The organism is Streptomyces flaveolus (genome assembly GCF_000716535.1).
Lineage (GTDB): Bacteria > Actinomycetota > Actinomycetes > Streptomycetales > Streptomycetaceae > Streptomyces > Streptomyces flaveolus_A.
Map to the genome: position 1 here is coordinate 63327 of NZ_JNWV01000028.1, position 25744 is coordinate 89070.

The 25744-nt window shown below is 72.4% G+C and carries 23 protein-coding genes and 2 pseudogenes; 18 read left to right on the forward strand and 7 right to left on the reverse strand.

The genetic code is table 11. From position 1 onward, the window contains the following. Positions 1–23: 23 nt before the first annotated feature. Genes OO52_RS28665 through OO52_RS28675 form a run of 3 tightly spaced genes read left to right on the forward strand, consistent with a single transcriptional unit; the run spans position 24 to position 2314 of the window. A complete protein-coding gene (locus OO52_RS28665) occupies positions 24–377 on the forward strand; it encodes a histidine triad nucleotide-binding protein (RefSeq protein WP_030653744.1) in 354 nt (117 codons plus the stop codon). Positions 378–383: 6 nt separating this feature from the next. After that, positions 384–1289 (forward strand): ribonuclease Z, encoded by a 906-nt coding sequence (locus OO52_RS28670; protein WP_030653742.1) that lies wholly within the window; start codon positions 384–386, stop codon positions 1287–1289. A gap of 20 nt (positions 1290–1309) precedes the next feature. Next, positions 1310–2314: an adenosine deaminase gene (locus tag OO52_RS28675; RefSeq protein ID WP_030653739.1), complete on the forward strand. Its 1005-nt coding sequence runs from the start codon at positions 1310–1312 to the stop codon at positions 2312–2314. Here the strand turns inward: OO52_RS28675 and OO52_RS28680 are convergent. Continuing rightward, complete coding sequence (locus OO52_RS28680; protein WP_030653737.1) at positions 2287–3534, reverse strand: MFS transporter; 1248 nt, start codon at positions 3532–3534, stop codon at positions 2287–2289. The genes OO52_RS28675 and OO52_RS28680 overlap by 28 nt on opposite strands. Positions 3535–3733: 199 nt before the next feature. Here OO52_RS28680 and OO52_RS28685 point away from each other — a divergent pair. From OO52_RS28685 to OO52_RS28735, 11 genes and pseudogenes are all read left to right on the forward strand, one after another. Next, positions 3734–4732: pseudogene (locus OO52_RS28685) on the forward strand (5-dehydro-4-deoxyglucarate dehydratase). Further along, positions 4729–6018, forward strand: coding sequence for a glucarate dehydratase family protein (locus OO52_RS28690; RefSeq protein WP_030653735.1), 1290 nt, complete (start codon positions 4729–4731; stop codon positions 6016–6018). Before OO52_RS28685 ends, OO52_RS28690 begins: the two are co-directional and overlap by 4 nt. 75 nt (positions 6019–6093) lie before the next feature. Then, complete coding sequence (locus tag OO52_RS28695) at positions 6094–7251, forward strand: carbohydrate kinase family protein (RefSeq protein WP_030653733.1); 1158 nt, start codon at positions 6094–6096, stop codon at positions 7249–7251. A gap of 1115 nt (positions 7252–8366) precedes the next feature. Further along, positions 8367–9446: a PhoH family protein gene (locus OO52_RS28700; protein ID WP_030657027.1), complete on the forward strand. Its 1080-nt coding sequence runs from the start codon at positions 8367–8369 to the stop codon at positions 9444–9446. Positions 9447–9458: 12 nt separating this feature from the next. Beyond that, positions 9459–9956: an rRNA maturation RNase YbeY gene (gene ybeY / locus OO52_RS28705; RefSeq protein ID WP_030657030.1), complete on the forward strand. Its 498-nt coding sequence runs from the start codon at positions 9459–9461 to the stop codon at positions 9954–9956. A 9-nt stretch (positions 9957–9965) separates the two neighbouring features. Continuing rightward, on the forward strand, positions 9966–11267 hold the full coding sequence (locus tag OO52_RS28710; RefSeq protein WP_030657033.1) for a hemolysin family protein: 1302 nt from the start codon (positions 9966–9968) through the stop codon (positions 11265–11267). After that, the gene (locus tag OO52_RS28715; protein WP_030657035.1) at positions 11264–11623 is read left to right on the forward strand and encodes an MmcQ/YjbR family DNA-binding protein; all 360 of its coding nucleotides are present in this window, start codon (positions 11264–11266) and stop codon (positions 11621–11623) included. The genes OO52_RS28710 and OO52_RS28715 overlap by 4 nt, the downstream gene beginning before the upstream one ends. Positions 11624–11670: 47 nt before the next feature. Then, positions 11671–12024, forward strand: a complete 354-nt coding sequence (locus OO52_RS28720) for a cytidine deaminase (RefSeq protein WP_030657037.1) — start codon at positions 11671–11673, stop codon at positions 12022–12024. 232 nt (positions 12025–12256) lie between these two features. Then, a pseudogene (locus OO52_RS28725) lies at positions 12257–12734 on the forward strand (hypothetical protein). A gap of 150 nt (positions 12735–12884) precedes the next feature. Then, positions 12885–14210 (forward strand): beta-xylosidase, encoded by a 1326-nt coding sequence (locus tag OO52_RS28730; RefSeq protein ID WP_030657038.1) that lies wholly within the window; start codon positions 12885–12887, stop codon positions 14208–14210. A 59-nt stretch (positions 14211–14269) separates the two neighbouring features. Then, positions 14270–15304, forward strand: a complete 1035-nt coding sequence (locus tag OO52_RS28735) for a WxL protein peptidoglycan domain-containing protein (protein ID WP_037630887.1) — start codon at positions 14270–14272, stop codon at positions 15302–15304. Here OO52_RS28735 and OO52_RS28740 read toward each other — a convergent pair. Continuing rightward, positions 15198–15536: a P-II family nitrogen regulator gene (locus tag OO52_RS28740; protein ID WP_030657043.1), complete on the reverse strand. Its 339-nt coding sequence runs from the start codon at positions 15534–15536 to the stop codon at positions 15198–15200. The genes OO52_RS28735 and OO52_RS28740 overlap by 107 nt on opposite strands. A 3-nt stretch (positions 15537–15539) precedes the next feature. Next, positions 15540–16847 (reverse strand): ammonium transporter, encoded by a 1308-nt coding sequence (locus OO52_RS28745; protein ID WP_030657051.1) that lies wholly within the window; start codon positions 16845–16847, stop codon positions 15540–15542. Positions 16848–17021: 174 nt separating this feature from the next. On the opposite strand from OO52_RS28745, the gene era reads away from it, so the two are divergent. Then, positions 17022–17975 carry a GTPase Era gene (era, locus tag OO52_RS28750; RefSeq protein WP_030657053.1) on the forward strand — a complete coding sequence of 318 codons (954 nt, stop codon included), beginning with the start codon at positions 17022–17024 and terminating at the stop codon, positions 17973–17975. Between the two features lie 221 nt (positions 17976–18196). Here the strand turns inward: era and OO52_RS28755 are convergent, their stop codons facing one another. Next, the gene (locus OO52_RS28755; RefSeq protein ID WP_030657055.1) at positions 18197–19051 is read right to left on the reverse strand and encodes a helix-turn-helix transcriptional regulator; all 855 of its coding nucleotides are present in this window, start codon (positions 19049–19051) and stop codon (positions 18197–18199) included. A gap of 134 nt (positions 19052–19185) precedes the next feature. Between OO52_RS28755 and OO52_RS28760 the strand changes: the two genes are divergently transcribed. Next, a complete protein-coding gene (locus OO52_RS28760) occupies positions 19186–20031 on the forward strand; it encodes an NAD-dependent epimerase/dehydratase family protein (protein WP_030657057.1) in 846 nt (281 codons plus the stop codon). Here the strand turns inward: OO52_RS28760 and OO52_RS28765 are convergent. The 3 genes from OO52_RS28765 to OO52_RS28775 are packed head-to-tail and all read right to left on the reverse strand — an operon-like array spanning position 20026 to position 22764. Further along, on the reverse strand, positions 20026–21348 hold the full coding sequence (locus tag OO52_RS28765) for a GH1 family beta-glucosidase (protein WP_030657059.1): 1323 nt from the start codon (positions 21346–21348) through the stop codon (positions 20026–20028). The two genes, OO52_RS28760 and OO52_RS28765, sit on opposite strands and share 6 nt — an antisense overlap. 57 nt (positions 21349–21405) lie before the next feature. Next, complete coding sequence (locus OO52_RS28770) at positions 21406–21672, reverse strand: protealysin inhibitor emfourin (RefSeq protein ID WP_030657061.1); 267 nt, start codon at positions 21670–21672, stop codon at positions 21406–21408. Positions 21673–21693: 21 nt separating this feature from the next. Next, positions 21694–22764 (reverse strand): M4 family metallopeptidase, encoded by a 1071-nt coding sequence (locus tag OO52_RS28775; RefSeq protein ID WP_030657064.1) that lies wholly within the window; start codon positions 22762–22764, stop codon positions 21694–21696. A 341-nt stretch (positions 22765–23105) separates the two neighbouring features. Between OO52_RS28775 and leuA the strand changes: the two genes are divergently transcribed. Beyond that, a complete protein-coding gene (gene leuA / locus OO52_RS28780; RefSeq protein ID WP_030657066.1) occupies positions 23106–24827 on the forward strand; it encodes a 2-isopropylmalate synthase in 1722 nt (573 codons plus the stop codon). A 186-nt stretch (positions 24828–25013) separates the two neighbouring features. Further along, the gene (locus OO52_RS28785; protein WP_030657068.1) at positions 25014–25709 is read left to right on the forward strand and encodes a TerB family tellurite resistance protein; all 696 of its coding nucleotides are present in this window, start codon (positions 25014–25016) and stop codon (positions 25707–25709) included. The last annotated feature ends 35 nt before the right edge of the window (positions 25710–25744 follow it).

A 25744-nucleotide genomic window follows, 5' to 3' on the forward strand; every position in this document is an offset into this window, starting at 1 on the left:
TATTGATCACAGGAGGCACACCCATGTCCGGAGAGCCGCAGAACGACTGCCTGTTCTGCAAGATCGTCGCGGGCGAGATCCCGGCGACGATCGTCCGCGAGACCGAAACGACCGTGGCCTTCCGGGACATAAACCCCCAGGCCCCGACCCACGTCCTGGTGATCCCCAAGGCCCACTACGAGAACGCGGCAGCCCTCGCCGCCGGCGCGCCGGAACTCGCCGCCGACGTCCTGCGCGAGACCCAGGCCGTCGCCGACGAGGAGAAGCTCGACAGCTACCGCCTCGTCTTCAACACCGGCAGCGGCGCCGGTCAGACCGTCTGGCACGCCCACGCCCACGTCCTCGGCGGCCGTGGCCTGCAGTGGCCGCCCGGATAGGCAACCGTGTCCGTCCGTGAACTGGTGGTCCTCGGCACCGCCAGCCAGGTCCCGACCCGGCACCGCAACCACAACGGCTACCTGCTGCGGTGGGACGGCGAGGGCATCCTGTTCGACCCCGGCGAGGGCACGCAGCGGCAGATGCTGCGCGCCGGGGTCGCCGCCCACGACCTGAACCGGATCTGCGTCACGCACTTCCACGGTGACCACTCCCTCGGCCTCGCCGGGGTCATCCAGCGGATCAACCTCGACCAGGTGCCGCACGAGGTCACCGCGCACTACCCGCGCTCGGGGCAGCGCTTCTTCGACCGCCTGCGCTACGCGACCGCCTACCGCGAGACGGTCGGTCTCACCGAGGCCCCGGTGGCCGCCGACGGCATCCTCGCGGTGACCCGGTCGTACACCCTGGAGGCCCGCAGGCTCTCGCACCCGGTCGAGTCCTACGGCTACCGCCTGATCGAACCCGACGGCCGCCGCATGCTCCCGGACCGGCTCGCCGCGCTCGGCGTCGAGGGGCCGGACGTGGGCCGCCTCCAGCGCGAGGGCCGGCTCGGGGACGTGACGCTGGAGGACGTCAGCGAGGTCCGGCGCGGGCAGCGGTTCGCGTTCGTCATGGACACCCGGCTCTGCGACGGCGTGCACGCCCTCGCGGAGGGCTGCGACCTGCTCGTCATCGAGTCCACCTTCCTCGACGAGGACGTGCAACTCGCCATCGAGCACGGACACCTGACGGCCGGGCAGGCCGCCGCCGTGGCCCGGGACGCCGGTGTGCGGCACCTCGTGCTCACCCACTTCAGCCAGCGCTACACCGACCCCGGGGAGTTCGAGCGGCAGGCGCGGGCGGCCGGGTTCACGGGGAAGCTGACCGTGGCCCACGACCTCCTGCGGGTACCGGTTCCGAAACGCCGGTAAAACACCCGTACGATGCTTTGATGCCCCTCCCGAAAGCAGAACTGCACCTCCACATCGAAGGCACCCTGGAACCGGAGCTCGCCTTCGAGCTGGCCGCCCGCAACGGCGTGACCCTCCCGTACGCGGACACCGACGCCCTCCGCGAGGCCTACCGGTTCGAGGACCTCCAGTCCTTCCTGGACCTCTACTACGAGCTGATGGCCGTCCTGCGCACCGAGCAGGACTTCGCCGACCTGGCGAACGCCTATCTGGCCCGGGCCGCCGCGCAGGGCGTGCGGCACGCGGAGATCTTCTTCGACCCGCAGGCCCACCTGGCCCGGGGCGTGGCCATGGGCACGGTCGTGGAGGGGCTGTGGCGGGCGCTCGGCAGCAGCGAGGCCGACCACGGCGTCTCCACGAAGCTGATCATGTGCTTCCTGCGGGACGAGTCCGCCGAGTCGGCGCTGGCCACCCTGGAGGCCGCGAAGCCGTACCTGGACCGGATCACCGGTGTCGGACTGGACTCCGCCGAGGTCGGGCACCCGCCGGTGAAGTTCCGGGAGGTCTACGAGGCCGCCGCCGCGCTCGGGCTGCGCCGGGTCGCGCACGCGGGTGAGGAGGGGCCGCCGGAGTACATCACCGAGGCACTGGACGTGCTCGGCGTGGAGCGCGTCGACCACGGCCTGCGCTGCATGGAGGACCCGGCGCTGGTCGAGCGGCTGGTCCGGGAGCGGATTCCGCTCACGCTGTGCCCGCTGTCCAACGTCCGGCTCCGGACCGTCGACACGCTCGCCGACCACCCCCTGCCCGCCATGCTCGACGCCGGCCTGCTGTGCACGGTCAACTCCGACGACCCCGCGTACTTCGGCGGGTACGCGGGCGACAACTTCGCGGCCGTGCACCAGACCCTGGGGCTGTCGCGGGACCGGCTGCGCGAGCTGGCCCGCAACTCCTTCCTCGCCTCCTTCCTGGAGGACGACGAGGAGCGGCGGGCGCGCTGTCTCGCCGAGGTCGACGCCTACGAGTTCGGGGACGCGGTGTCGTAGGCGCCCCGCGCGGGTACGGCGGGCGTCTCCACCCGGACCTCCACGACCGGGAGCTCCGCGACCGGGGCTTCGACCGGGACCTCCACGACCGGCAGAGGGCGCCTGCCCGTCCGCAGCGCCACCGCCGTCATCGGCACGGCGACCAGCAGCAGCCCGGCGCCGAGCACCCGCCCCATCGCCGGGAAGCCCGCCCCGGCCGCCAGCACACTGCCCGCGAGCGGCCCCGCCGCCGTGCCCAGCGAGGACGCCGCGCCGACCAGGACCGTCCAGCGGCCCCGCGGGTCCAGGGAGGCGGCCAGGGCGATGACGTAGGAGAGCACGACCGGGTAGAGCAGGTTCCAGGCGATCTCGCCCGCCGCGAACGCGGCCAGGTCCGTGGCCGCCGCGCTGAGCGCGACGCAGCCCGCGATGAGCGCCGTACCGGCGCCGATGGGCAGGGCCCGGCCCAGCCGCGGGCCGAGCGCGCCCGCGCCCACGACCCCGAGGAGTCCGGCGCCGAGCGCGACCGCGAAGACCGCGCCGACGGTGACCTCGGTGAGGTGGGCCTGGTCGAGGCCGATCCGCCCGCTGACGCCCCACAGGGCGTTCTGGGCGAGGGACCAGCAGGGCATCGCGGCGGCCAGCAGCAGGCCGGCGCGCGGGTGGGGGAGGCGGTCGTACCCGACGGCCGCGCGGGCCGGGGCCGTACGACCGGGCAGGCGGCCGGTGAGCGGCCAGACGGCGAGCGCGGTCAGCGCGATGGCGGCGAGCGGGAGGCCGTGGCCGGGGCCGAGGTGCGGGATCGTCAGGTACAGGGCGCCCGCGAGGGCGGAGACGCCGAGCAGGCCGAGGGTGGTGACCCGGTGCGGGTCACGCTGGCCGGCGATGCCGCTCGCGGCCACCGCCGTGACCGTGCCGGACCCGAGGCCGCCGACGACCGCGCCCGCGACGACGGCCGGTACGGCGCCGGTGAGGGCGGCGCCGCCGTAGCCGAGGGCGGCGAGCGCGAGACCGGCGCGGGCGAGGAGACGGGGGCCGGTCCTCTCGACCCGGGAGGCCAGCAGGAAGCCGGCGGTCGCCGAACTCAGCAGCAGGGCACTGCCGATGGCGCCCGCCTGGGTCGCGCTGAGCGGCAGTCCGCTGTCGAGTCTGCCGACGGTGGTGGGCAGCAGGTAGGGGGCGAGGTACCCGGCCGTGAACAGGGCGACGAGGGGCCAGGGCAGGGTGCGGGGGGCGGACACGGGCGTTCCCAGGGCAGGCGAGAAGTGCGGCTCGGAAAAAAGGGGGATGGGCTGCGACCGTCGACGGACAGGAACGCGCGAGCAAGTTGTATCAAGCACGCGGTTGCGGAAGAAGTCCGGCGGGTGTGATCCGGGCCACGGTTGCGTTTGGTGATGGTGGGCGGGGGTAGAAGAACCTAGCCCCTGTTCTCATATGTGGATGTTATTCACAAGAGGGGATGGTCAGGTGGGCGGCGACCCGGCTCCGCAGGACGTGGCGCGGCGGTTGCGCGCGGGGATGGCGCGCGGCGTGCTGTCCTTCCGGCTCACCGCCTTCCACGACGACGGCACCCTCGATCCCGGCGGCTTCCGCACCCATGTCGCCGGCCGGCCGGCGACATGGGTGCGGCGCCGTCTTCCCGGCGTGCGGCACCGGCGAGTTCTTCTCGCTGGACGAGGACGAGTACCGGACGGTCGTCACCCTCGCCGTCCAGGAGGCCGCGGGCCGGGTGCCCGTGGTGGCCGGTACGGGGTACGGCTGGGCGCAGGCCGCGTGGTTCGCGCGGATCGCCGAGGAGGCCGGCGCCGACGCCCTGCTCGTGCTGCCGCACTACCTGACCGAGGCCCCGCAGGACGGCCTCGCCGCCCGCACCCGGCTGCCGCTGATCGCCTATCGGCGCGGCCAAGTCGCCTGCAGCGTGAGCTTGTTGCGGCGCGTCGCCCGCGTCCCGAACGTCATCGGGCTCAAGGACGGCCGCAGCGACCTGGACCGGCTCCAGCGCCTCACCCTGGCCGCCCCCGACGGCTTCCACTTCTTCAACGGCGCCGCCACCGCCGAGATCCAGGCCCGCTCCCCCAGGCTCGAATGTGCTCGCGCGGGGGGACCCCCATCGCCGCCGTCGGCGTCCCCGCCTACTCCTCCGCCGTCCATGCCTTCGCCCCCGAGATCGCGGGCGCCTTCTTCACCGCGCTGTGCGACGACGACCATGGCACCGTCGACACGCTGCTGCGCGACTTCCACGTCCCGTTCGTCGAACTCCGCGACCGTGCGCCCGGATACGCCGTGTCCCTGGTGAAGGCGGCGGCCCGGCTGCGCGGGCAGCCCGTCGGCCCGGTGCGCGCCCCGCTCGCCGACCCCTCGCCCGCCGGCCTCGCCGACCTCGCCGACCTGAAGGCCCTCCTCACCGCCGGACCCGACCTCGTAGGAGCCTTGCTGTGACCCGTGACCTGACCATCGCCGAGGTGCGGCTGACGCCGATCCTGGTCGCCGACCCGCCGCTGCTCAACACCCAGGGCGTGCACCAGCCGTACACCCCGCGGCTGATCGTGGAGATCGTCACCGCCGACGGGACCACCGGGCTCGGCGAGACCTACGGCGACACCAAGTACCTGGAGCCGGCCCGGTCGCTGGCCGAGCGGCTCGCCGGACGGTCGGTCATGGACGTGAACGGCCTGTTCGGGATCGACCTCGCCGTGGACGCCTCCCGGGTCGAGGGGGAGGCGGACGCGGGCGGGCTGCGCGGGGTGCAGACCGTCGACAAGCTCCGGATGTCCGTGCTGTCCGCCTTCGAGGTCGCCTGCCTCGACGCCCAGGGCAAGGCGCTCGGGCTGCCCGTGCACGCCCTGCTCGGCGGCAAGGTGCGCGACGCGGTCGAGTACAGCGCCTATCTCTTCTACAAGTGGGACCGGCACCCGGCGGGAGTCCCCGCCGAGCCCGACGAGTGGGGCGCCGCGCTCGACCCGGCCGGCGTGGTGGAACAGGCACGCCGGCTCCAGGAACGGCACGGCTTCGGCTCGTTCAAGCTCAAGGGCGGGGTGTTCCCGCCCGACGAGGAGATCGCCGCCGTCCGCGCCCTCGCCCAGGCCTTCCCCGGACACCCACTGCGGCTCGACCCCAACGGCGCCTGGTCGGTGGAGACCTCGCTGAAGGTCGCGAAGGAACTCGGCGACGTCCTGGAGTACCTGGAGGACCCGACGCTGGGCACGCCGGGCATGGCCGAGGTGGCGGCCGGTACGGACGTCCCCCTCGCCACCAACATGTGCGTCACCACCTTCGGGGAGATCAAGGAGGCGTTCACCAAGGACGCCGTCCAGGTCGTCCTGTCCGACCACCACTACTGGGGCGGACTGCGCAACACCCAGCACCTCGCCGCGATCTGCGCCGCCTTCGGGGTCGGGGTGTCCATGCACTCCAACACCCATCTCGGCATCAGCCTCGCCGCGATGACCCAGGTGGCGGCCACGGTCCCGAACCTCCACCACGCCTGCGACTCCCACTACCCCTGGCAGTCCGAGGACGTCCTCACCGAGCGGCTCACCTTCGACGGCGGCCGGGTCGCGGTGTCCGACGCGCCGGGCCTCGGCGTCGAGTTGGACCGCGACGAACTGGCCCGGCTGCACCGGCGGTGGGCCGAGGACGACTGCTCGCTGCGCGACCGCGACGACGCGGCGGCGATGCGCGCCGCCGAACCGGACTGGCGGACACCGGCGATGCCCCGCTGGTGATCCGGCGCCGCACGGCATCCCGGTGCGTGACCTGGTGCACACTGGCCAGAACCGCACCACGCCAGGGAGCGCACCGTGACGCCGTCGCACACCCTCACCGGAGAGGAACCGGAACACCTCACCCAGGCAGCGCGCTGCCAGACCCAGGTCGACCCGCTCGCCGCGCTGCGCGCCCCCGGTGACCCGCCCTGGGACGTCTACCTCACCGGCACGGTCTTCCTCGACATCATCTTCACCGGGCTGGACTCGGCGCCGGTGCGCGGCACCGAGTCCTGGGCCCGGGGCATGGGCTCCAGCCCCGGCGGCGTCGCCAACATGGCCGCCGCCCTGGCCCGGCTCGGCCTGCGGACCGCCCTCGCGGCGGCCTTCGGCGACGACCACTACGGCGAGTACTGCTGGGACGCGCTGGAGCAGGGCGAGGGCATCGACCTGTCCGCCTCGCGGACCGTGCGCGGCTGGCACTCGCCGGTGACCGTCTCCATGGCCTACGAGGGCGAGCGGACCATGGTCTCCCACGGGCACGAGCCCCCCGCGGAGGCCGTGCTCCTCCAGGAGGGCGCCACCGCCCGGCCGCCCCGCGCGCGGGCCGCCGTCGCCTCCCTGACGCCCGGCCGCAGCGCGCCCTGGGTCGCGCAGGCCGCCCGCGCGGGCACCCGCATCTTCGCCGACGTCGGCTGGGACGAGACGGGGGCGTGGGACCTGTCCGGGCTGGCCGACCTGGAGCACTGCGAGGCCTTCCTGCCCAACGCGGAGGAGGCTAAGCGGTACACCGGCACCGACTGTCCGCGGCTCGCCGCGCACGCACTGAGCGAATACGTGCCGGTCGCCGTGGTCACGCTGGGCTCGGACGGCGCCTACGCGGTGGACCGGCGGACCGGGGAGACGGCGGAGGTGCCGGCCATCGAGGTGGAGGCGCTGGATCCCACCGGAGCGGGGGACGTGTTCGTCGCCGGGTTCGTGACCGGGTCCCTGGCGGGGTGGCCGCTGGCCGACCGGCTGGCCTTCGCGGGGCTCACGGCCGCGCTGTCGGTGCAGGAGTTCGGGGGGTCCCTGTCGGCGCCCGGATGGTCGGAGATCGGGGCGTGGTGGCGGCGCGTGCAGTCCCTGCCGGGGCAGTCGCCGGCGGCGCTTCGGCGGTACGAGTTCCTGGAGGGCCTGGTGCCGGAGAAACTGGACCGGCCGTGGCCGCTGCGGAGGGCCGTACCGACCATCGGCTTCCGCCGGTCCGGCTGACGCGCCGGGGGCTCCGCCGGCTGACCCCCGGTTTTCCCACCCACCCACCCGACTCGGCCGGCTGGGAGGTGACCCCAGGGGGATGCGACTCGGCCGCCTGGGAAGCGGGCGGGGTGCAGTTCGGCGGGGGTGTGGTCCGGCGGTTGGGGAGCCTGCGGGGGTGTAGTCCGGCTGTTGGGGAGCCTGCGGGGTGTGGTTCGGCGGCTGGGGTTGGCCCGGGCGGCTGGAAGGTGGCCCGCGGGGGTGCGACTCGGGTGGTTGGGAAGCCCACGGGGATGTGGCTCGGCCGCGCCCAGTCGCCGAGCGCCCCCCAGGGCCGCGTCCAGCCGCCCGAGCCGCCCCCAGGGCCACGCCCAGCCGCCGAACCACACCTCAGGCCCACCCCCAGGCGCCGAGCGACACCCCGCGCGCTTTCCAGCCGACCGAGCCCACCCCAGCGGGGCCGTGCTCATCCGCCCGAGCCGACTTCCCGGGGCCGCGCCCAGTCGCCGAGCGACCCCCTAGGGCCGTGCCCAGCCGCCCGAGCCGCCCCCAGTCGCCGAGCGACATCCCGCGCGCTTTCCAGCCGACCGAGCCCACCCCAGCGGGGCCGTGCTCATCCGCCCGAGCCGACTTCCCGGGGCCGCGCCCAGTCGCCGAGCGGCCCACCCGCCCGAGCTGACCTCCCAGGCCCACCCCCAGCCGCCGAGCGATACCCCGCACGCTTTCCAGCCGACCGAGCCCACCCGCCCGAGCCGACTTCCCGGGGCCGCGCCCAGTCGCCGAGCGCCCCTCAGGGCCGCGCCCACCCGCCCGAGCCGACCTCCCAGGCCCACGCCCAGCCGCCGAACCACACCCCAGGCCCACCCCCAGCCGCCGAGCGACACCCCGCCCGCTTCCCAGCCGACCGAGCCACCCCCGCGGGGCCGTGCCCACCCGCCCGGGTCGGTCCCGGGGCCATTTCAGCGTGGCCCGCATGGGTGTGGCTCGGGTGGGCGGGGGGCGGGGGGTTGGGGGGCGGTCGTATGAAAAGCCCTACGGTGTTGTCAGCCCCCCGTCGTACTCTGGATAGCGCGAGGCCGCCCTCAGCTACGCGGCCGTGACGAGGAGGAAGCGCAGGCCTTAAGAGCCGGCCCATGACACAGACACCCACAGCTCACACCCCCGCGCAGGAGCAGGCGAGAGCGCAGTTCACCGTCCCCGCCCAGCACCCCATGGTGACCGTGCTGGGTTCCGGCGACTCCCTCCTGCGCGTGATCGAGAGGGCCTTCCCGGCGGCCGACATCCATGTCCGGGGCAACGAGATCAGCGCGGTCGGCGACCCGGTCGACGTCGCCCTCATCTCGCGCGTGTTCGAAGAGATGATGCTGGTGCTCCGCACCGGGCAGCCGATGACGGAGGACGCAGTGGAACGCTCGATCGCCATGCTGAAGGCGAGCGAGGCAGGGACGAGCGACGGCCTGGAGACCCCGGCCGAGGTGCTGACGCAGAACATCCTGTCCTCGCGCGGCCGTACGATCCGCCCCAAGACCCTCAACCAGAAGCGGTACGTCGACGCGATCGACAAGCACACGATCGTCTTCGGCATCGGCCCCGCCGGTACCGGCAAGACCTACCTGGCCATGGCCAAGGCCGTGCAGGCCCTGCAGTCCAAGCAGGTCAACCGGATCATCCTCACCCGTCCGGCGGTGGAGGCGGGTGAGCGCCTCGGCTTCCTGCCCGGCACGCTCTACGAGAAGATCGACCCGTACCTGCGCCCGCTGTACGACGCGCTGCACGACATGATCGACCCGGACTCGATCCCGCGGCTGATGGCCGCCGGGACGATCGAGGTCGCGCCGCTCGCCTACATGCGCGGTCGCACGCTCAACGACGCCTTCATCATCCTGGACGAGGCCCAGAACACGAGCCCCGAACAGATGAAGATGTTCCTCACCCGCCTCGGCTTCGACTCGAAGATCGTGATCACGGGTGACGTGACCCAGGTCGACCTGCCGAACGGGCAGAAGTCGGGCCTCAGGCAGGTACAGGAGATCCTGGAGGGCGTCGAGGACGTCCACTTCTCCCGGCTGTCGTCCCACGATGTCGTACGGCACAAGCTGGTGGGCCGTATCGTCGACGCGTACGAGAAGTACGACAGCAAGTACGGCACCGAGAACGGCGCTCCCAAGGGCGTCCGTGGCAAGTCCGGCGCCAAGGGCACCAAGGGGAAGTAGACCAGCACGACCATGTCGATCGACGTCAACAACGAGTCCGGCACCGAGGTAGACGAGCAGGCGATCCTCGACATCGCCCGCTACGCGCTCGCGCGGATGCGCATCCACCCGCTCTCCGAGCTCTCGGTGATCGTCGTGGACGCCGACGCCATGGAGCAGCTGCACATCCAGTGGATGGACCTGCCGGGGCCCACCGATGTCATGTCGTTCCCGATGGACGAGCTGCGGCCGCCGTCCAAGGACGACGACGAGCCGCCGCAGGGGCTGCTCGGGGACATCGTGCTCTGCCCGGAGGTCGCCGCGAAGCAGGGGGCGGAAGCCCCGACGCAGCACTCCATGGACGAGGAGCTCCAGCTGCTCACCGTCCATGGCGTGCTGCACCTGCTGGGCTACGACCACGAGGAGCCCGACGAGAAGGCCGAGATGTTCGGGCTCCAGGCCGCCATCGTGGACGGATGGCGGGCCGAGCGCGGTCTGACCGGGCCGTCCCCGGCACCGACCGTCTCGTAAGCGGGCCGTATGTCTCCGCAGATCGTGGTCGGCGCGATCGCGCTGGTCGTCGTCGCCTGGCTCGCCGCCTGCGCGGAGGCGGGCCTCGCCCGCGTCTCCAGCTTCCGCGCCGAGGAGGCCGTGAAGTCCGGCCGGCGGGGCGGCGCCCGGCTCGCCCAGATCGCCGCCGACCCCACCCGCTATCTGAACGTGGCCCTGCTGGTCCGCGTGGCCTGCGAGATGGCCGCCGCGGCCCTGGTGACGTACGCCTGCCTCCAGGCCTTCGCCGCCACCTGGCAGGCCCTGCTGGTCGCCATCGGGGTCATGGTCCTGGTGTCGTACGTCGCCGTGGGGGTGTCCCCGCGCACCATCGGCCGTCAGCACCCGCTCAACACCGCCACCGCGGCGGCCTACGTGCTGCTGCCGCTGGCCCGGATCATGGGCCCCATCCCCTCCCTGCTGATCCTCATCGGCAACGCGCTCACGCCCGGCAAGGGCTTCCGGCGCGGGCCCTTCGCCTCCGAGGCGGAGCTGCGCGCGCTGGTCGACCTCGCCGAGAAGGAGTCGTTGATCGAGGACGACGAGCGCCGGATGGTGCACTCGGTCTTCGAGCTGGGCGACACGCTGGTGCGCGAGGTCATGGTCCCGCGGACCGACCTGGTCACCATCGAGCGCTTCAAGACCATCCGGCAGGCCCTCACCCTCGCCCTGCGCTCCGGGTTCTCCCGCATCCCGGTCACCGGCGAGAGCGAGGACGACATCGTCGGGATCGTGTACCTGAAGGACCTGGTCCGCAAGACGCACATCAGCCGGGACACGGAGGGCGACCTGGTGTCCACGGCCATGCGCCCGGCCGTGTTCGTGCCCGACACCAAGAACGCCGGCGACCTGCTGCGCGAGATGCAGAAGGAACGCAACCACGTCGCCGTCGTCATCGACGAGTACGGCGGCACGGCCGGGATCGTCACCATCGAGGACATCCTGGAGGAGATCGTCGGCGAGATCACCGACGAGTACGACCGGGAGATCCCGCCCGTGGAGGACCTAGGCGACGACCGCTTCCGGGTCACCGCCCGCCTGGACATCACCGACCTCGGCGAGCTGTACGGCCTGGAGGAGTACGACGACGAGGACGTGGAGACCGTCGGCGGGCTCCTCGCCAAGGCGCTCGGCCGGGTGCCCATCGCCGGGGCCTCCGCCGAGGTCGAACTGCCCGACGGGCGCAGCCTGCGGCTGACGGCCGAGGCCGCGGCCGGCCGCCGGAACAAGATCGTGACGGTGCTGGTGGAGCCGGTGCCCGTGCGCGTCGTCGAGGAGGAGAAGGCCGAGTGACGCCCCGGGAGCTGCGCGCCTTCTGCCTGTCCTTCAACGCGGCCGTGGAGGACTTCCCGTTCAGCCCGGAGATCTCGGTCTTCAAGGTGCTGGGCAAGATGTTCGCCCTGACGCACCTGGACGCGCGGCCCCTGACGGTCAACCTCAAGTGCGACCCGGAGGACGCCATCCGGCTGCGGGCCGAGCACGAGGGGCTCATCCTCCCCGGCTGGCACATGAACAAGCGGCACTGGAACACCGTGACGGTCGACGGGGAGCTGCCGGACCGGCTGGTCCGGGAGCTGATCGAGGACTCGTACGACCTGGTGGTCGCCGGTCTGCCCCGGGCCGAGCGGCTGCGGCTCGACCGTCCGTGAGCGCACCCGTGCCGGACGTCTCCACCGGGGCTTCGTATGCTCGGGGCATGACCGAGAGCAACGCGCTTGATCCCGAGGACCGCAAGATCGTCACCCTGGCCCGTTCCGCGCGGGCCCGCAACGGTGTGCCCGAGGGGGCGGCCGTACGGGACGAGACCGGGCGCACGTATGTCGCCGGGTCGGTCGCGCTGGCTTCGCTGGAGCTGAGCGCGTTGCGGACGGCGGTCGCCATGGCGGTGGCCTCGGGGGCGCGGTCCTTGGAGGCGGCGGCAGTGGTGAGCGACGCCGACTCCGTGCCGGACGAGGACAGGGCCGCTGTCGCCGACCTGGGTGGTCCTCGGACGCCGGTCTTCCTGGCCTCGCCCGACGGCACCGTGCGGGGCACCGTCTTCGCCGGCTGAGCGATGCGCCGCCCGCCCGTCACTCTCCTCTGAGAACTCGCCGACCGAAGAGCAGGTCGGCCGGAATTCAACCTTGTTGCCGTCCTGCCTCCGCGCGTCAATGGACCCGTAAGAATCCGACGGACCGTCAGATCCGCACTCCCGCGCAGCGTGCCCGCACCCGCCCGCGCAGGCCTCTCGTCCGTCGGCCGTCCCCACGGCACTCCCCGCCACGAAAGGGAAGCGGATCCCCATGAGAGGCAAGCGCACGGCAACGGGTGCGGCACTGGTTGCCGGGGCCCTCGCGGTCACCGGACTCGCCTTCCCGCCCACCGCGGCCGCCGTCACTCCCCAGTCGGCGACCATCACCGCGAACTGCGGCATCTTCGGCGGTGGCGCGGCCACGCTCACCGCCACCCAGAGCGGCGGCTCGGCCACCCTCACCCTCACCTCCACCGCGATCAAGACGCCGGTCGCGGTCGCCCAGGACTCGATCGCCTCCACCCTCACCATGGTCAGGGCGAGCGGCGGCACCGCCGTCTTCAGCGGGACGAAGAACCCGGCCATGGCCGGCGGCGCCGCGGTCACCGTCGGCCCGCTCAGCGGCACCGTGGCCTCCGGTGACAGCCTCGGAGGCGTACGGCGGCTCGCTGAAGATGGTCATCTTCGGCATCACCGTGACCTGCACGGCCTCGGCCAAGCAGTCGCCCGGACCGTTCGTCTTCGACTGACTGAACTGAGCAGTTGATTCCGGACGCCGCAGAAACTGATGACCGTCAGATTCCTGCGGCGTCTCCATTGACTTCTCACCCCCGCTCCACATCAATGCCCCCTGTCGGCGCAGCCGAGCCGCTGCGCCCGCAACCCTCAGGAGGGGGCCCATGGGTCCGACACCCCGAGCCCGACGGTGGCGCTGGGCGTCACTGCTCGGGGCGACCGCCCTCACGGTCACCGCGGGCGGCGCACTGGCCTGTCCGGCCGGCGCCGCGGGCACGAACGTGGATTTCGCCACGCACTGCATTCCGCCGGACATCGCCGGCATCCCGCCGATCGACGGCACCACCACCGCGAACGTGTCGGTGGACAAGACCAGTCCCAAGGTCGGCGACACGGTCACCGTGACCTACACCGTGGTCACGGCCGCCGCCGGCAACCCCACCGACCTGGCCCTGCCGGCCGACATCATGACCCCGACCGGAAAGGTGACGCTCGGCGGCGCGCAGAGCGGTGACGTCACCGTCGCCGGGCCGAAGAAGAACCCGCCGGTGCCGGGGAAGGCCGCCTTCCCGTCCTTCTCCATGACCGGCACGTTCACCGTCACCAAGGCCGGGCAGATCACCCTCTCGCCCGGCGGCTACAACATCCACACCAGCTACATCCTGGAGCTGGACACCCCCTGCACGGTCATCACCCCGCCCGCCCCGGTGTCGCAGACCGTCACCGCGACCGACGGGACACCCGCCAACACCCGGGCCGTCTCGCTGAGTTCCCCCTCCGGTGACCCCGGGGCCGCTGTCACCGTCAGCGGGACGAACTTCACGCCGGGCGCCACCGTCACCCTGGCCGGGCGGGCCGGCGACAAGCAGACCGCGGACACCGCGACCGTGACCGCGAACGCCCAGCCCTCCTTCAGCGGCTCCCTCGTCGTCAGGGACAAGACGACGACCGGGATCGTGGCCTACGAGGGCGGCTCCTGGAACGCGGACAAGGGTGCCGGGCCCGCCGCCTACGTCGTCAACGACACCACGCCCGTACCGGCGGGCAGCCAGAAGCTGACCACCACCGTCAAGGCGGGCACCCTGTCCATGTCCCAGACCGGGGACTCGGTCACCCTGTCGGCGGTCGACTTCGGCCGGGGCGGGGCCTCGACCGGCAGCCTGAACACGGTGACCGTCAAGGACTTCCGCGGCGGGCCCGCGGGATGGTCCCTGACCGGCAAGGTCACCGACTTCACCGGGCCCGGCGCCAGGCTCGACGCCGGGAAGCTGAGCTGGACCCCTGCCTGCGTGACCAAGGCGGGCAGCCCCAGCACCTGCAAGGCCGGCTCGGCGGGCACCGTGGGCAGCGCGGGGGCGACCCTGGCGTCGACCCCCAACGGCACGCTCACCGGCGGTGAGTTCACCGTCGACGCCGGGCTGTCCCTGGACGTACCGGCGTTCACGCCTCCCGGCGCGTACTCCGGCGTGCTCACGCTGACGCTCACGTGAGCGTGCGGGCGTCCGCACCCGCCCGTTCCCCTCTCACCCGTCCATGGGGGTCCGCACCCATGCGCAAGCCGTACGTCCTCCTCCTGGGCCTTCTGCCGGGCCTTCTCCTGAGCCTCCTGCCGGCGTCGCAGGCCCCGCCCGCCCGCGCCGCCGACAACGGCAGCTGGTCCGTCTACCCGGTCGCCTCCAAGATCGCCGCGCGGCCCTACTTCACCCTCTCCGCCGAGCCCGGCCAGACCCTCACCGACACGGTCGCCGTCCGGAACAGGACCGGCCGGCCGCTCACCTTCCGGCTGTACGCGGCCGACGCCTACAACACCGCCCGGGACGGCGGGTTCGCCGTGCGGACGCTGAAGGAGAGGATGCGCGGGGTGGGCGCCTGGGCCAGGCCCGCGAAGTCCCGGATCACCGTGCCCGCGCACCGGGCCGTCACCGTGCCCTTCACCCTGCGCGTCCCGGACGGCGCCGAGCCCGGCGACCATCCGGGCGCCATCGTCGCCCTCGACGAACACGTCGACCCCGGCGGCGGGAACCTCGCGCTCGGGGTGCGGCGGGCCGTCGGCGCCCGCGTCTACCTGCGGGTCGGCGGGCCCGCGCTGCCCGCGCTCTCCGTCGAGCACGTGCGGATCAGCCACCACCAGCCGCTGGTCCCGGGCCTCGGCGCCGGCACGGCGACCATCTCCTACACCCTGCGCAACACCGGGAACGTCACCCTCAGCCCCACGGTGGAGCTGACGGCGCGTGGGCTGTTCGGCCGTACGCTGCTCGACCGGCGGTCGGCCCGGGTGCCCGCCGAGCTGCTGCCGGGGCAGCGGGTGCGGCTCACCGAGACCTGGCGCGGGGCACCCCAGTTCGACCGGGGGGACGTCACGCTCACCGCGAGCGCCCAGGACACCCGGGAGTCGGCGAGCGCCGCCTTCCTCGCGCTGCCCTGGCTGCCGGTTGCGCTGGTGTTCGCCGCCGGTGCGCTGACCGGGGCGCTGCTGGTCAGAGCGCGTCGGGCCCGCGCTCGCCGGTCCGCACCCGGACGACCGTCTCCACGGGAACGGCCCACACCTTCCCGTCCCCGATCTTCCCCGTCTGCGCGGCCCTGACGATCGCGTCGATCACGTCGTCGGCGGCGGCGTCCTCCACCACGACCTCGATGCGCACCTTCGGCACCAGGTCGACGCGGTACTCGGCCCCCCGGTACACCTCGGTGTGGCCGCGCTGCCGGCCGTAGCCGCTCGCCTCGGTCACGGTCAGCCCGTGCACCCCCAGCTCCTGAAGGGCGGTCTTGACCTCGTCCAGACGGTACGGCTTGACGATCGCGGTGATGAGCTTCATGCCTTAGGCCTTGACCTTCTGGGCGGAGGGGGAGAGGACGGACGAGCCGACCGGGGCGCCGTGCCCCAGGACGCCGTGATCGTATGCGGTCTCGGCGTGCACCGTAAGGTCGAGGCCGGTGTGCTCCTGCTCCTCGCTCGCCCGCAGGCCCAGCGCCTTGTCGAGCAGCTTCCCCAGGCCGTACGTCACCGAGAAGGCGTACACCGCGACGACGACCACGGCGAGCAGCTGCTTGCCGAGCGGGGCGAGCCCGCCGCCGTAGAACAGGCCCTCCGCCCCGCCGGTCATCGCCTTCTCGGCGAACAGGCCGATCAGCAGGGTGCCGATGACGCCGCCGACCAGGTGGACGCCGACGACGTCCAGGGAGTCGTCGTAGTTCAGCTTGAACTTCCAGCTCACCGCGTAGGAGCAGACGACACCGGCGGCGAGGCCCACGACCAGGGCGCCCAGCAGGGACACCGTGCCGCAGGACGGGGTGATGGCGACCAGGCCGGCCACCGCGCCGGAGGCGGCGCCCAGGGTCGTCGGGTGGCCGTCGCGCCGCTGCTCGACGAAGAGCCAGCCGAGCAGGCCGGTGCAGCCGGCGGCGAGCGTGTTGAGGAACGCGGCGGCGGCCAGGCCGTTCGCGCCGAGCGCGGAGCCGGCGTTGAAGCCGAACCAGCCGAACCAGAGCAGACCGGCGCCGAGGACCACCATGGGCAGGTTGTGCGGGCGCATGGCGTCCTTCTTGAAGCCCAGGCGGGGGCCGAGGACCAGGCACAGGGCCAGTCCGGAGGCACCGGAGGTGATCTCGACGGGCAGACCGCCGGCGAAGTCGAGCGCGCCGAGCCGGTCGAGGATCCAGCCGCCGGGACCCCACACCCAGTGCGTCACGGGAACGTATACGAGGAGCGTCCAGAGCGGTACGAAGACCAGCCACGCCGAGAACTTCGTCCGGTCGGCGACCGCGCCGCTGATCAGGGCGGCCGTGACGATCGCGAAGGTGAGCTGGAAGGTGGCGAACAGGACGGTCGGGACCGTGCCGTGCACGCTGTCCGGGCCGAGCCCGCGCATTCCGGCCTGATGGAGACCGCCGATCAGCCCGCCGCCGATGTCGTCGCCGAAGGCGAGGGAGTAGCCGGCCGCCAGCCACACCACCGTGACCAGGGCGATCGACACGAAGCTCATCATCAGCATGTTGAGGACGCTCTTCGTGCGGACCATGCCGCCGTAGAACAGGGCCAGGCCCGGGGTCATGAGCAGGACGAGGGCGGTCGCGGCGAGCAGCCAGGCGGTGTCGCCGGTGTTCACGTGGGCTGCGGAGAAGGTCACGGGCGTCTCCAACGGGTGGGGGCTGCGTCAGAGGGTCACCGGTGTGCGTTTCCGGTCGCGTACGGGTGTGTTTCCGTGACGTTTCGTTGCGTGCGGGTTTCCGGAAGCTCACGGTCGGGGGTGCGCGGTGGCCGTGGTGCGGCGGCGCTCTGTGGATCAGGGAGAATGGGCGGCATGAGCGTTCGTACCCAGACTTCCGAGCAGCCGGCCGAGACCGTCCACCGCGCCGGCTTCGCCTGCTTCGTGGGCCGCCCCAACGCGGGCAAGTCCACCCTCACGAACGCTCTGGTGGGGCAGAAGGTGGCGATCACCTCCAACCGGCCCCAGACGACCCGGCACACGGTCCGGGGCATCGTGCACCGGCCCGAAGCCCAGCTCATCCTGGTGGACACCCCCGGGCTGCACAAGCCGCGCACGCTGCTCGGCGAGCGCCTCAACGACGTGGTCCGCACCACCTGGGCCGAGGTCGACGTGATCGGCTTCTGCCTGCCGGCCGACCAGAAGATCGGCCCGGGCGACCGGTTCATCGCGAAGGAACTGGCCGGGATCAAGAAGACCCCGAAGGTCGCCATCGTGACCAAGACCGACCTCGTCGACCCCAAGGCCCTCGCCGAGCAGCTCATCGCCATCGACCAGCTCGGCAAGGAGCTGGGCATCGAGTGGGCGGAGATCGTGCCGGTGTCGGCGGTCGGGTCCAAGCAGGTGGACCTCCTGGCCGACCTGCTGATCCCGCTGCTGCCGGAGGGGCCCGCCCTCTACCCCGAGGGCGACCTGACGGACGAGCCCGAGCAGGTGATGGTGGCCGAGCTGATCCGGGAGGCCGCGCTGGAGGGCGTCCGGGACGAGCTGCCGCACTCGATCGCGGTGGTCGTGGAGGAGATGCTGCCGCGCGAGGACCGGCCCGCCGACCGTCCGCTGCTGGACATCCACGCCAACGTCTACATCGAGCGCCCCAGTCAGAAGGGCATCATCATCGGCCCCAAGGGCAAGCGCCTGAAGGAGGTCGGCATCAAGTCCCGCAAGCACATCGAGGCACTGCTGGGGACGCCCGTCTTCCTGGACCTGCACGTGAAGGTGGCCAAGGACTGGCAACGGGACCCCAAGCAGCTTCGCAAGCTGGGGTTCTGAGCCCGGTTGCCGCCTGCTCGTCCTGCTCGGCGGGGATGCGCCTCCTGGGGCTGCGCTCTGACGCCCCCGGGGTGTGGCATCGGGTCCCGCGAGCTCGTCGAGGTCCTGCCCGGGTACGCCGGCCGCGCGGCGGCAGCCGCACATCGATTCAGCCTGGACCTGCACGTGAAGGTGGCCAAGGACTGGCAACGGGACCCCAAGCAGCTTCGCAAGCTGGGGTTCTAACCGATGGCTTCGGTGGGTGTCATGTCCTGCGTCCCCACCACCCGCAGCAGCTGAAGCTTCTCGTGTGACTCGGTGCCGGGGCGGGCCGTGTGGATGATGAGGTGATGGTGGCTGTGGTGGCTCAGCAGGACCTCGCAGTCCAGTTCCAGCAGGCCCACCACCGGGTGCAGGAAGCGCTTGGTGCCCGGGCGGCGCAGGGACACCTCGTGCTGCTCCCAGAGCCGGGCGAACTCCTCGCTCTGCGCGCGGAGTTCGGCCACCAGAGCCGCCGGCTCGGGGTCGTCGGGGCGGGCCGCGGCCACCGCGCGGAGGTTGGCCACGTGGTCCCGGGCGTGTGCCGGGAGGTCCTCCGGCGGGAAGAGCGCGCGGGCGGTGGGATCCAGGAAGAACCGGCGGGTGAGGTTCCGCTCGTGTGGCGGGCGGGCGAGCGCGTCCCCGACCAGCGCCTTGGCCAGCGCGTTCTGCGCCAGTACCGCCCCGAAGTCCGTGACCACCTGCGCCGGTGAGTCGTACAGCCGGTCCAGGACCAGCAGCAGCCCGGGCCGGACGTGCGCCGAGGCCGCGTCCCGGCGCGGCGGCTCCTCGCCCACCAGGTGGAACAGGTGGTCCCGTTCGTCGTCGGTCAGCCGCAGCGCCCGCGCCAGCGCCGTGAGCATCTGCCGGGACGGGCGCGGGCCGCGGGACTGCTCCAGCCGCGTGTAGTAGTCGGCCGACATCCCGGCCAGCGCCGCCACCTCCTCCCGGCGCAGTCCGGGGGTGCGGCGGCGGGCGCCGGGCGCCAGGCCCACGTCGGACGGTTCCAGACGGGCGCGGCCACGGCGCAGGAAGTCGGCGAGTTCGGCTCGGTTCACCCCTCCAGGCTGCGGCAGACCGGCCGACTTATCCAGGGACTGCCGATCCCCCGATCGAGAGGTCTCTCCCGTCGGCGCCACCCGCGGCCGAGGCTGGGCGCACCGAACGAGATGCGACCGAGAAGGAGCACCACATGCTGACCCTGGTCACCGGAGCCACCGGACAGGTGGGCCGTGGATTCGTCCCCCGCCTGCTCGCCCAGGCCCGGCCCGGCGAGCGGGTGCGGGTGATCGTCCGCGACGAGGCCCGCGCCGCCGCCCTCGCCGAGCGCGGCGCCGAGGTCGTCGTCGGCGACCTGCGCGACACCGACGTCCTCGGCAAGGCGCTCACCGGAGCGGACGCCGTCGTGAACATCGCGGCCTCCTTCCGGGGCGTGACCGACGAGGAGATGCGGGCCGTCAACCGGGACGCCGCGCTGGAGCTGGGCCGGGCGGCCCTCGCCTCCGGGGTACGGCGGTTCGTGCAGACCAGCACCATCCTGGTGTACGGCGCCGGACGCGGCCGGCCGCACGTCGAGGACGACCCCACCGTGCCCGGCGGCCCGATGTGGATGACGTACCCCGAGTCCAAACGGGAGGCCGAGCAGGGGCTGCTGGCGCTGGACGGGCTGGACGTCCGGATCGGCCGCCTCGGCTTCGTCTACGGCGAGGGCGACCCGCACCTGCCGGGCATCACCCGCTGGACCGCGACCCAGCCGGCCACCAAACGGCACCACCTGGTGCACGTCGCCGACACCGCCCAGGGCCTGCTCCGCCTGCTGCACGCCCCAGGCGCCGACGGCCGCGTCTACAACATCGCCGACGACGCCCCGGTCACCGCTCTGGAGATCCACCAGCTCCTCGGCGAGGAACCGCCGGCGGACGGACCCGACCCCGACCCCTGGTACGGCATCGCCTCCACCGACCGCATCCGCCGCGAACTGGGGTACAGGCCCTACTTCCCGACCCTGTGGGCCGCGCGGGACGCCGGAGCCCTATGAGGGCATGCGCTGGGCCCGCAGCAGCTCCCGGAACCAGCGGTAGGAGGCCTTGGGCGTGCGCTCCAGCGTCTCGAAGTCGACGTGCACCAGGCCGAACCGGCGGGCGTAGCCCTCGGCCCACTCGAAGTTGTCCATCAGTGACCACACGAAATAGCCGCGCACGTCGACCCCGGCCCCGATCGCCCGGTGCAGGGCCCGGATGTGGGCGTCCAGGTAGGCGATGCGGTCCTGGTCGTCGACGCCCTCGTACGAGCAGCCGTTCTCCGTGATGACGACGGGCGGGAGCCGGTCCCCGTAGCGCTCACGGAAATCGGTGAGCAGTTCCGTCAGCCCCTCCGGTACGACCGGCCAGCCGAAGTCGGTGACCGGCCGGCCCTCGATCTCCCGCACGGAGAAGGGCAGTTCGGCGGGCATCGTCAGGCCGCCGAACTCGGTGTCGGTGCCCTGCGGGGCGCCCACCCGGGTCGGGGCGTAGTAGTTGACGCCGTACCAGTCGACCGGCTCGGCGATCACCTCGAGGTCGGCCCCGACGTCCCCCGGCATCAGGGCGTCCATGCCCTCGGGGTACGCGCCCAGGATGACCGGCTCGGCGAACAGCCGGTTCAGCAGGAGGTCGTAGAAGCCGGCCGCCTCCAGGTCCGCCCGCTCCCGTGAGGCGGGCCAGGTCGGGCCGTGGGAGTTGGCGATGCCGATGTCCGTGGCGCCGGACGCGCGCAGCGCCCGTACCGCGAGGCCGTGCGCGAGGAGCTGGTGGTGGGCGACCGGGAGGGCGTCGAAGAGGAGTCGCCGGCCGGGGGCGTGGGCGCCGATCGCGTGTCCCAGGAGGGTGTGCTCGGCGGGCTCGTTGAGGGTGATCCAGTCGCGCACCCGGTCGCCGAGCCGGTCCGCGACCACCGACACGTGGTCGGCGAACCGGGCCGCCGTGTCCCGGTCCAGCCAGTCCAGGTCCGCCGGCAGATCCCAGTGGAAGAGGGTCGGGACCGGCCGTACGCCGGCCGCGCACAGCTCGTCCACCAGGCGGTCGTAGAAGTCCAGGCCGCCGGGGGAGTTCACCCGGGGCCAGGAGACCGAGAAGCGGTAGGCGTCCACACCGAGACCGGCGAGGAGGGCCACGTCCTCCCGGTAGCGGTGGTAGTGGTCGCAGGCCACCGCCGCCGTCGAGCCGTCCTTCACCCGCCCGGGCCCGGCCGTGAACACGTCCCAGACGGACGGCTCCCGCTCCTCGGCCGCGCCCTCGATCTGGTGGGCGGAGGTCGACACGCCCCACAGGAAGCCGGGCGGGAACGGGGGGATCGCCGTGCCTGCGTCAGTCGCCATGGCCGGATCATCCGTACCGGCGGTAACGGAAGTCAACGCCCGTGCGCGGGGCGGCCGTTACGCGCCCTCCTTCAGCACCCGGGAGACCAGTTCCCGCTGGGCCTCGGTCAGCCGGGGATCCGCCGCGTACACCGTGCGGCCGTCCACCGTGATCTCGTAGCTGAAGCCGTCCGGGACGCCCGCCGGAGGGGTGTCCCGGCCGGACGCGAGGGCGCGTTCGGCCAGGGACTGCCACTCCTGGGCGTCGGGCCGGCCCGAGGTGTCCACCTCGGCCCGGCGCTCGATGCCCGCGAAACCGCCCGTGCGCCGCACTCGAATACGCATGGCTCTCTGTGTAGTACGGAACTACAGCGTCCGCACCCCGACCTGTTCCCACGCCTTCTGCACGGCCTGGAGCTCGTCCCCGGCGCCGTACCGCTCCCGGGCCGCCTTCACCGTCAGCGTGGCGAAGTCGGCGAAGAGGGCGTCCTCCTTCAGCTCGCCGCCGGTCAGCACGTCGTACCAGATCTGCCCGGCCTTCTCCCAGGCGTAGCCGCCGAGGGCGGTGGCGGCCAGGTAGAAGGCGTGGTTGGGGATGCCGGAGTTGATGTGCACCCCGCCGTTGTCGCGGCCGGTGCGGACGTAGTCCTCCATCTTCGCCGGCTGCGGGTCCTTGCCGAGGACGTCGTCGTCGTACGCCGTGCCCGGGGCCTTCATCGAGCGCAGGGCGGTGCCGGTGACGCGCGGTGCGAGGAGCCCGGCGCCGATCAGCCAGTCGGCCTCGGCGGCGGTCTGGCGGAGGGTGTACTGCTTGATCAGCGAACCGAAGACGTCCGACACCGACTCGTTCAGGGCGCCCGACTGGCCGTAGTACTCCAGGTTCGCGGTGTGCTGGGTGACGCCGTGGGTCAGCTCGTGCCCGATGACGTCGACCGGGATGGTGAAGTCGAGGAAGATCTCGTTGTCGCCGTCGCCGAACACCATCTGCTCGCCGTTCCAGAAGGCGTTGTCGTAGTTCTCGCCGAAGTGCACGGTGGCGTCGAGCGGCATCCCGTTGTCGTCGATGGAGTGCCGGCCGTAGACCCCGAGGTACAGCTCGAAGGTGGCGCCGAGGCCCGCGTAGGCGCGGTTGACCGTGGCGTCGGAGCCGGGCTCGGAGCCCTCCTCGCGGACCTTGGTGCCGGGCAGGTCCTGAGTGTGCCCGGCGTCGTAGATGGTGCGGTGCGGCTGGTCGGCGGCGGCACCCGAGGGCGGGGCGACGGAGGCGGCACCGATCACCGTGGTCAGGCGGCGCTTGGTGCGCTGGTAGGCGTCGTGCTCCAGGGACCGGCGGGCCGGGCCGGAGAGCGCGGGGTCCTCGTTGCGGGCGAGCCTGTCGAGGACGTGCGGCGGCACGATCGTGCAGAAGACGGGCTGGAAGCCCCCGTTGGTCGTCATGTTCCGCACGATCGCACTGTGTGACGCCGGTGTCACTACCTGCCACCATGATTGGTGAAATACCAGGACAGGGAACGCGACGCTTCGTGACGGTGTGGTACGACGATGTGGTGCAGCGCACTTTTTGTCCCTTTTTGCCGTGCGGTCCCGCATACTGGGACAGGCCCGCGCGCCCGGAACGGCTCGGCTAGGCTGCGGAACATCATGCGTTTCTGGCTGCTTCTTCTTAGCTGCCGCGGCGAGGGCCTGTAGTCGAGGCCGACTCCCTCCCCGCGGAGCTTGGCGTTGCGTCGTCGGCCGTCCACTCGGATATCCGGACATCCTGAGGAGCCCACGCCATCATGGCCAACCGCCAGCAGCCCAGCCCCATGCCGATCCACAAGTACGGCCGCTACGAGCAGGTCGACATCCCGGACCGCACCTGGCCGGACCAGCGTGTCACCGTCGCCCCCCGCTGGCTCTCCACGGACCTGCGCGACGGCAACCAGGCCCTGATCGACCCGATGTCGCCCGAGCGCAAGCGCCGCATGTTCGACCAGCTGGTCAAGATGGGCTACAAGGAGATCGAGGTCGGCTTCCCCGCCTCCGGCCAGACCGACTTCGACTTCGTACGCTCGATCATCGAGGAAGAGGGCGCGATCCCCGAGGACGTGACGATCTCCGTCCTCACCCAGGCCCGCGAGGACCTGATCGAGCGGACCGTGGAGTCACTGAAGGGCGCCCGCCGCGCCACCGTCCACCTGTACAACGCCACCGCCCCGGTCTTCCGCCGCGTCGTCTTCCGCGGCTCCAAGGACGACATCAAGCAGATCGCCGTCGACGGCACCCGCCTGGTGATGGAGTACGCCGAGAAGCTGCTGGGCCCGGAGACCGAGTTCGGCTACCAGTACTCGCCGGAGATCTTCACCGACACCGAGCTGGACTTCGCGCTGGAGGTCTGCGAGGCGGTCATGGACGTCTACCAGCCGGGCCCGGGCCGCGAGATCATCCTCAACCTGCCCGCCACCGTGGAGCGTTCGACGCCGTCCACGCACGCGGACCGCTTCGAGTGGATGCACCGCAACCTCTCCCGCCGCGAGTACGTCTGCCTGTCCGTCCACCCGCACAACGACCGCGGCACGGCCGTGGCCGCCGCCGAGCTGGCGCTGATGGCCGGCGCCGACCGCGTCGAGGGCTGCCTGTTCGGGCAGGGCGAGCGCACCGGCAACGTCGACCTGGTCACCCTGGGCATGAACCTGTTCTCGCAGGGCGTCGACCCGCAGATCGACTTCTCCGACATCGACGAGATCCGTCGTACGTGGGAGTACTGCAACCAGATGGAGGTCCACCCGCGCCACCCGTACGTGGGCGACCTGGTCTACACGTCCTTCTCCGGCTCCCACCAGGACGCCATCAAGAAGGGCTTCGACGCCATGGAGGCCGACGCGGCGGCTCGCGGGGTCACCGTGGACGACATCGAGTGGGCGGTGCCGTACCTGCCGATCGACCCGAAGGACGTCGGCCGCTCCTACGAGGCCGTGATCCGCGTCAACTCGCAGTCCGGCAAGGGCGGTGTCTCCTACGTCCTGAAGAACGACCACAAGCTCGACCTGCCGCGCCGGATGCAGATCGAGTTCTCGAAGATCATCCAGGCGAAGACCGACGCCGAGGGCGGCGAGATCACGCCGAAGGAGATCTGGGCGGTCTTCCAGGACGAGTACCTGCCGAACCCCGAGAACCCGTGGGGCCGCATCCAGGTCAGGACCGGCCAGTCGACCACCGACACCGACGGCGTGGACACCCTCACCGTCGAGGCCACCGTCGACGGCGAGGACCGGGTCCTGACCGGCTCCGGCAACGGTCCGATCTCGGCCTTCTTCGACGCCCTGCAGTCCATCGGCATCGACGTACGCCTGCTGGACTACCAGGAGCACACGATGAGCGAGGGCGCCTCCGCGCAGGCCGCCTCCTACATCGAGTGCGCGATCGACGACAAGGTCCTGTGGGGCATCGGCATCGACGCGAACACGACGCGTGCGTCGCTGAAGGCGGTCGTCTCCGCGGTGAACCGCGCGACCCGATAGACCCCGTCCGACCGGCCCTTTCGGCGCCCTGACCGCTGGACACGGCGGCCAGGGCGCCGTCGTTTATCGGCCACCGCGCCCCTCAGGTCACAGAAAGGTCTCTTACGGGGTACTGACTCCACCTCGGTGATGTGGCTAACATCACGCCAGCGCGGCGATGTTGCCGTGCGGTTACGGAGGTGCGACGTGCTGCCAGTACGGGGACGAGACGGCCGTGCCGCCAGGGCTGTGCGCATCCTGGGCACCCGCACCGCATGGACACCCGTGGGAGACGGCGAGTTCTTCTGCCCCGGCTGCGGCGGCGACCGCAACTACCAGCGGCTCACCGGACGACGCCGGCTCACCCTCCTCGGCGTCCCCGTGCTGCCGCGCGGGACGGCGGGCCCGGTCGTGGAGTGCGCGGCCTGCGGGCACCACTTCGGCACCGAGGTGCTGGACCACCCCACCACCCGCCGGTTCTCCGCGATGCTCCGCGACGCCGTGCACACCGTCGTCCTCGCCGTGCTCGCCGCGGGCGGCACCAGTTCGCGTGCGGCCCTGGAGACGGCCGCCGCCACGGTCCGCGCGGCCGGCTTCGCCGAGTGCACCGAGGACCAGCTCGCCGCCCTGGTCGACGCCCTCGCCGCCGACACCGGCCGGTACTTCGAGCAGCCCTGCGGGGCCGGGCTGACCATAGAGCTGCACGAGGCCCTGGACCCGCTCGCCCCGCACCTGGCCCCGGCCGGACGCGAGTCCCTGCTGCTCCAGGCCGCCCGCATCGCCCTCGCCGACGGTCCCTACACCACCGCCGAACGCGACGCCCTCGCCACCGTCGGCGCGGCCCTCACCATCTGCGCCGACGACGTCACCCGGCTGCTGGCCGCCGCCCGGACCCCGTCCTGACCACCCGCGCCGGCACCCGTCCGGGAACCCGTCCC

Excerpts from the sequence above, each read along its gene's own strand:
- OO52_RS28735 (WP_037630887.1), top strand. The coding sequence starts at position 14,270 with ATGCGCAAGCCGTACGTCCTCCTCCTGGGCCTTCTGCCGGGCCTTCTC.
- ybeY (WP_030657030.1), top strand. The coding sequence starts at position 9,459 with ATGTCGATCGACGTCAACAACGAGTCCGGCACCGAGGTAGACGAGCAG.
- OO52_RS28775 (WP_030657064.1), bottom strand. The coding sequence starts at position 22,764 with ATGACGACCAACGGGGGCTTCCAGCCCGTCTTCTGCACGATCGTGCCG.
- OO52_RS28740 (WP_030657043.1), bottom strand. The coding sequence starts at position 15,536 with ATGAAGCTCATCACCGCGATCGTCAAGCCGTACCGTCTGGACGAGGTC.
- OO52_RS28665 (WP_030653744.1), top strand. The coding sequence starts at position 24 with ATGTCCGGAGAGCCGCAGAACGACTGCCTGTTCTGCAAGATCGTCGCG.
- OO52_RS28700 (WP_030657027.1), top strand. The coding sequence starts at position 8,367 with ATGACACAGACACCCACAGCTCACACCCCCGCGCAGGAGCAGGCGAGA.
- OO52_RS28710 (WP_030657033.1), top strand. The coding sequence starts at position 9,966 with ATGTCTCCGCAGATCGTGGTCGGCGCGATCGCGCTGGTCGTCGTCGCC.
- era (WP_030657053.1), top strand. The coding sequence starts at position 17,022 with ATGAGCGTTCGTACCCAGACTTCCGAGCAGCCGGCCGAGACCGTCCAC.
- OO52_RS28770 (WP_030657061.1), bottom strand. The coding sequence starts at position 21,672 with ATGCGTATTCGAGTGCGGCGCACGGGCGGTTTCGCGGGCATCGAGCGC.
- leuA (WP_030657066.1), top strand. The coding sequence starts at position 23,106 with ATGGCCAACCGCCAGCAGCCCAGCCCCATGCCGATCCACAAGTACGGC.
- OO52_RS28760 (WP_030657057.1), top strand. The coding sequence starts at position 19,186 with ATGCTGACCCTGGTCACCGGAGCCACCGGACAGGTGGGCCGTGGATTC.
- OO52_RS28765 (WP_030657059.1), bottom strand. The coding sequence starts at position 21,348 with ATGGCGACTGACGCAGGCACGGCGATCCCCCCGTTCCCGCCCGGCTTC.
- OO52_RS28675 (WP_030653739.1), top strand. The coding sequence starts at position 1,310 with ATGCCCCTCCCGAAAGCAGAACTGCACCTCCACATCGAAGGCACCCTG.
- OO52_RS28730 (WP_030657038.1), top strand. The coding sequence starts at position 12,885 with ATGGGTCCGACACCCCGAGCCCGACGGTGGCGCTGGGCGTCACTGCTC.
- OO52_RS28720 (WP_030657037.1), top strand. The coding sequence starts at position 11,671 with ATGACCGAGAGCAACGCGCTTGATCCCGAGGACCGCAAGATCGTCACC.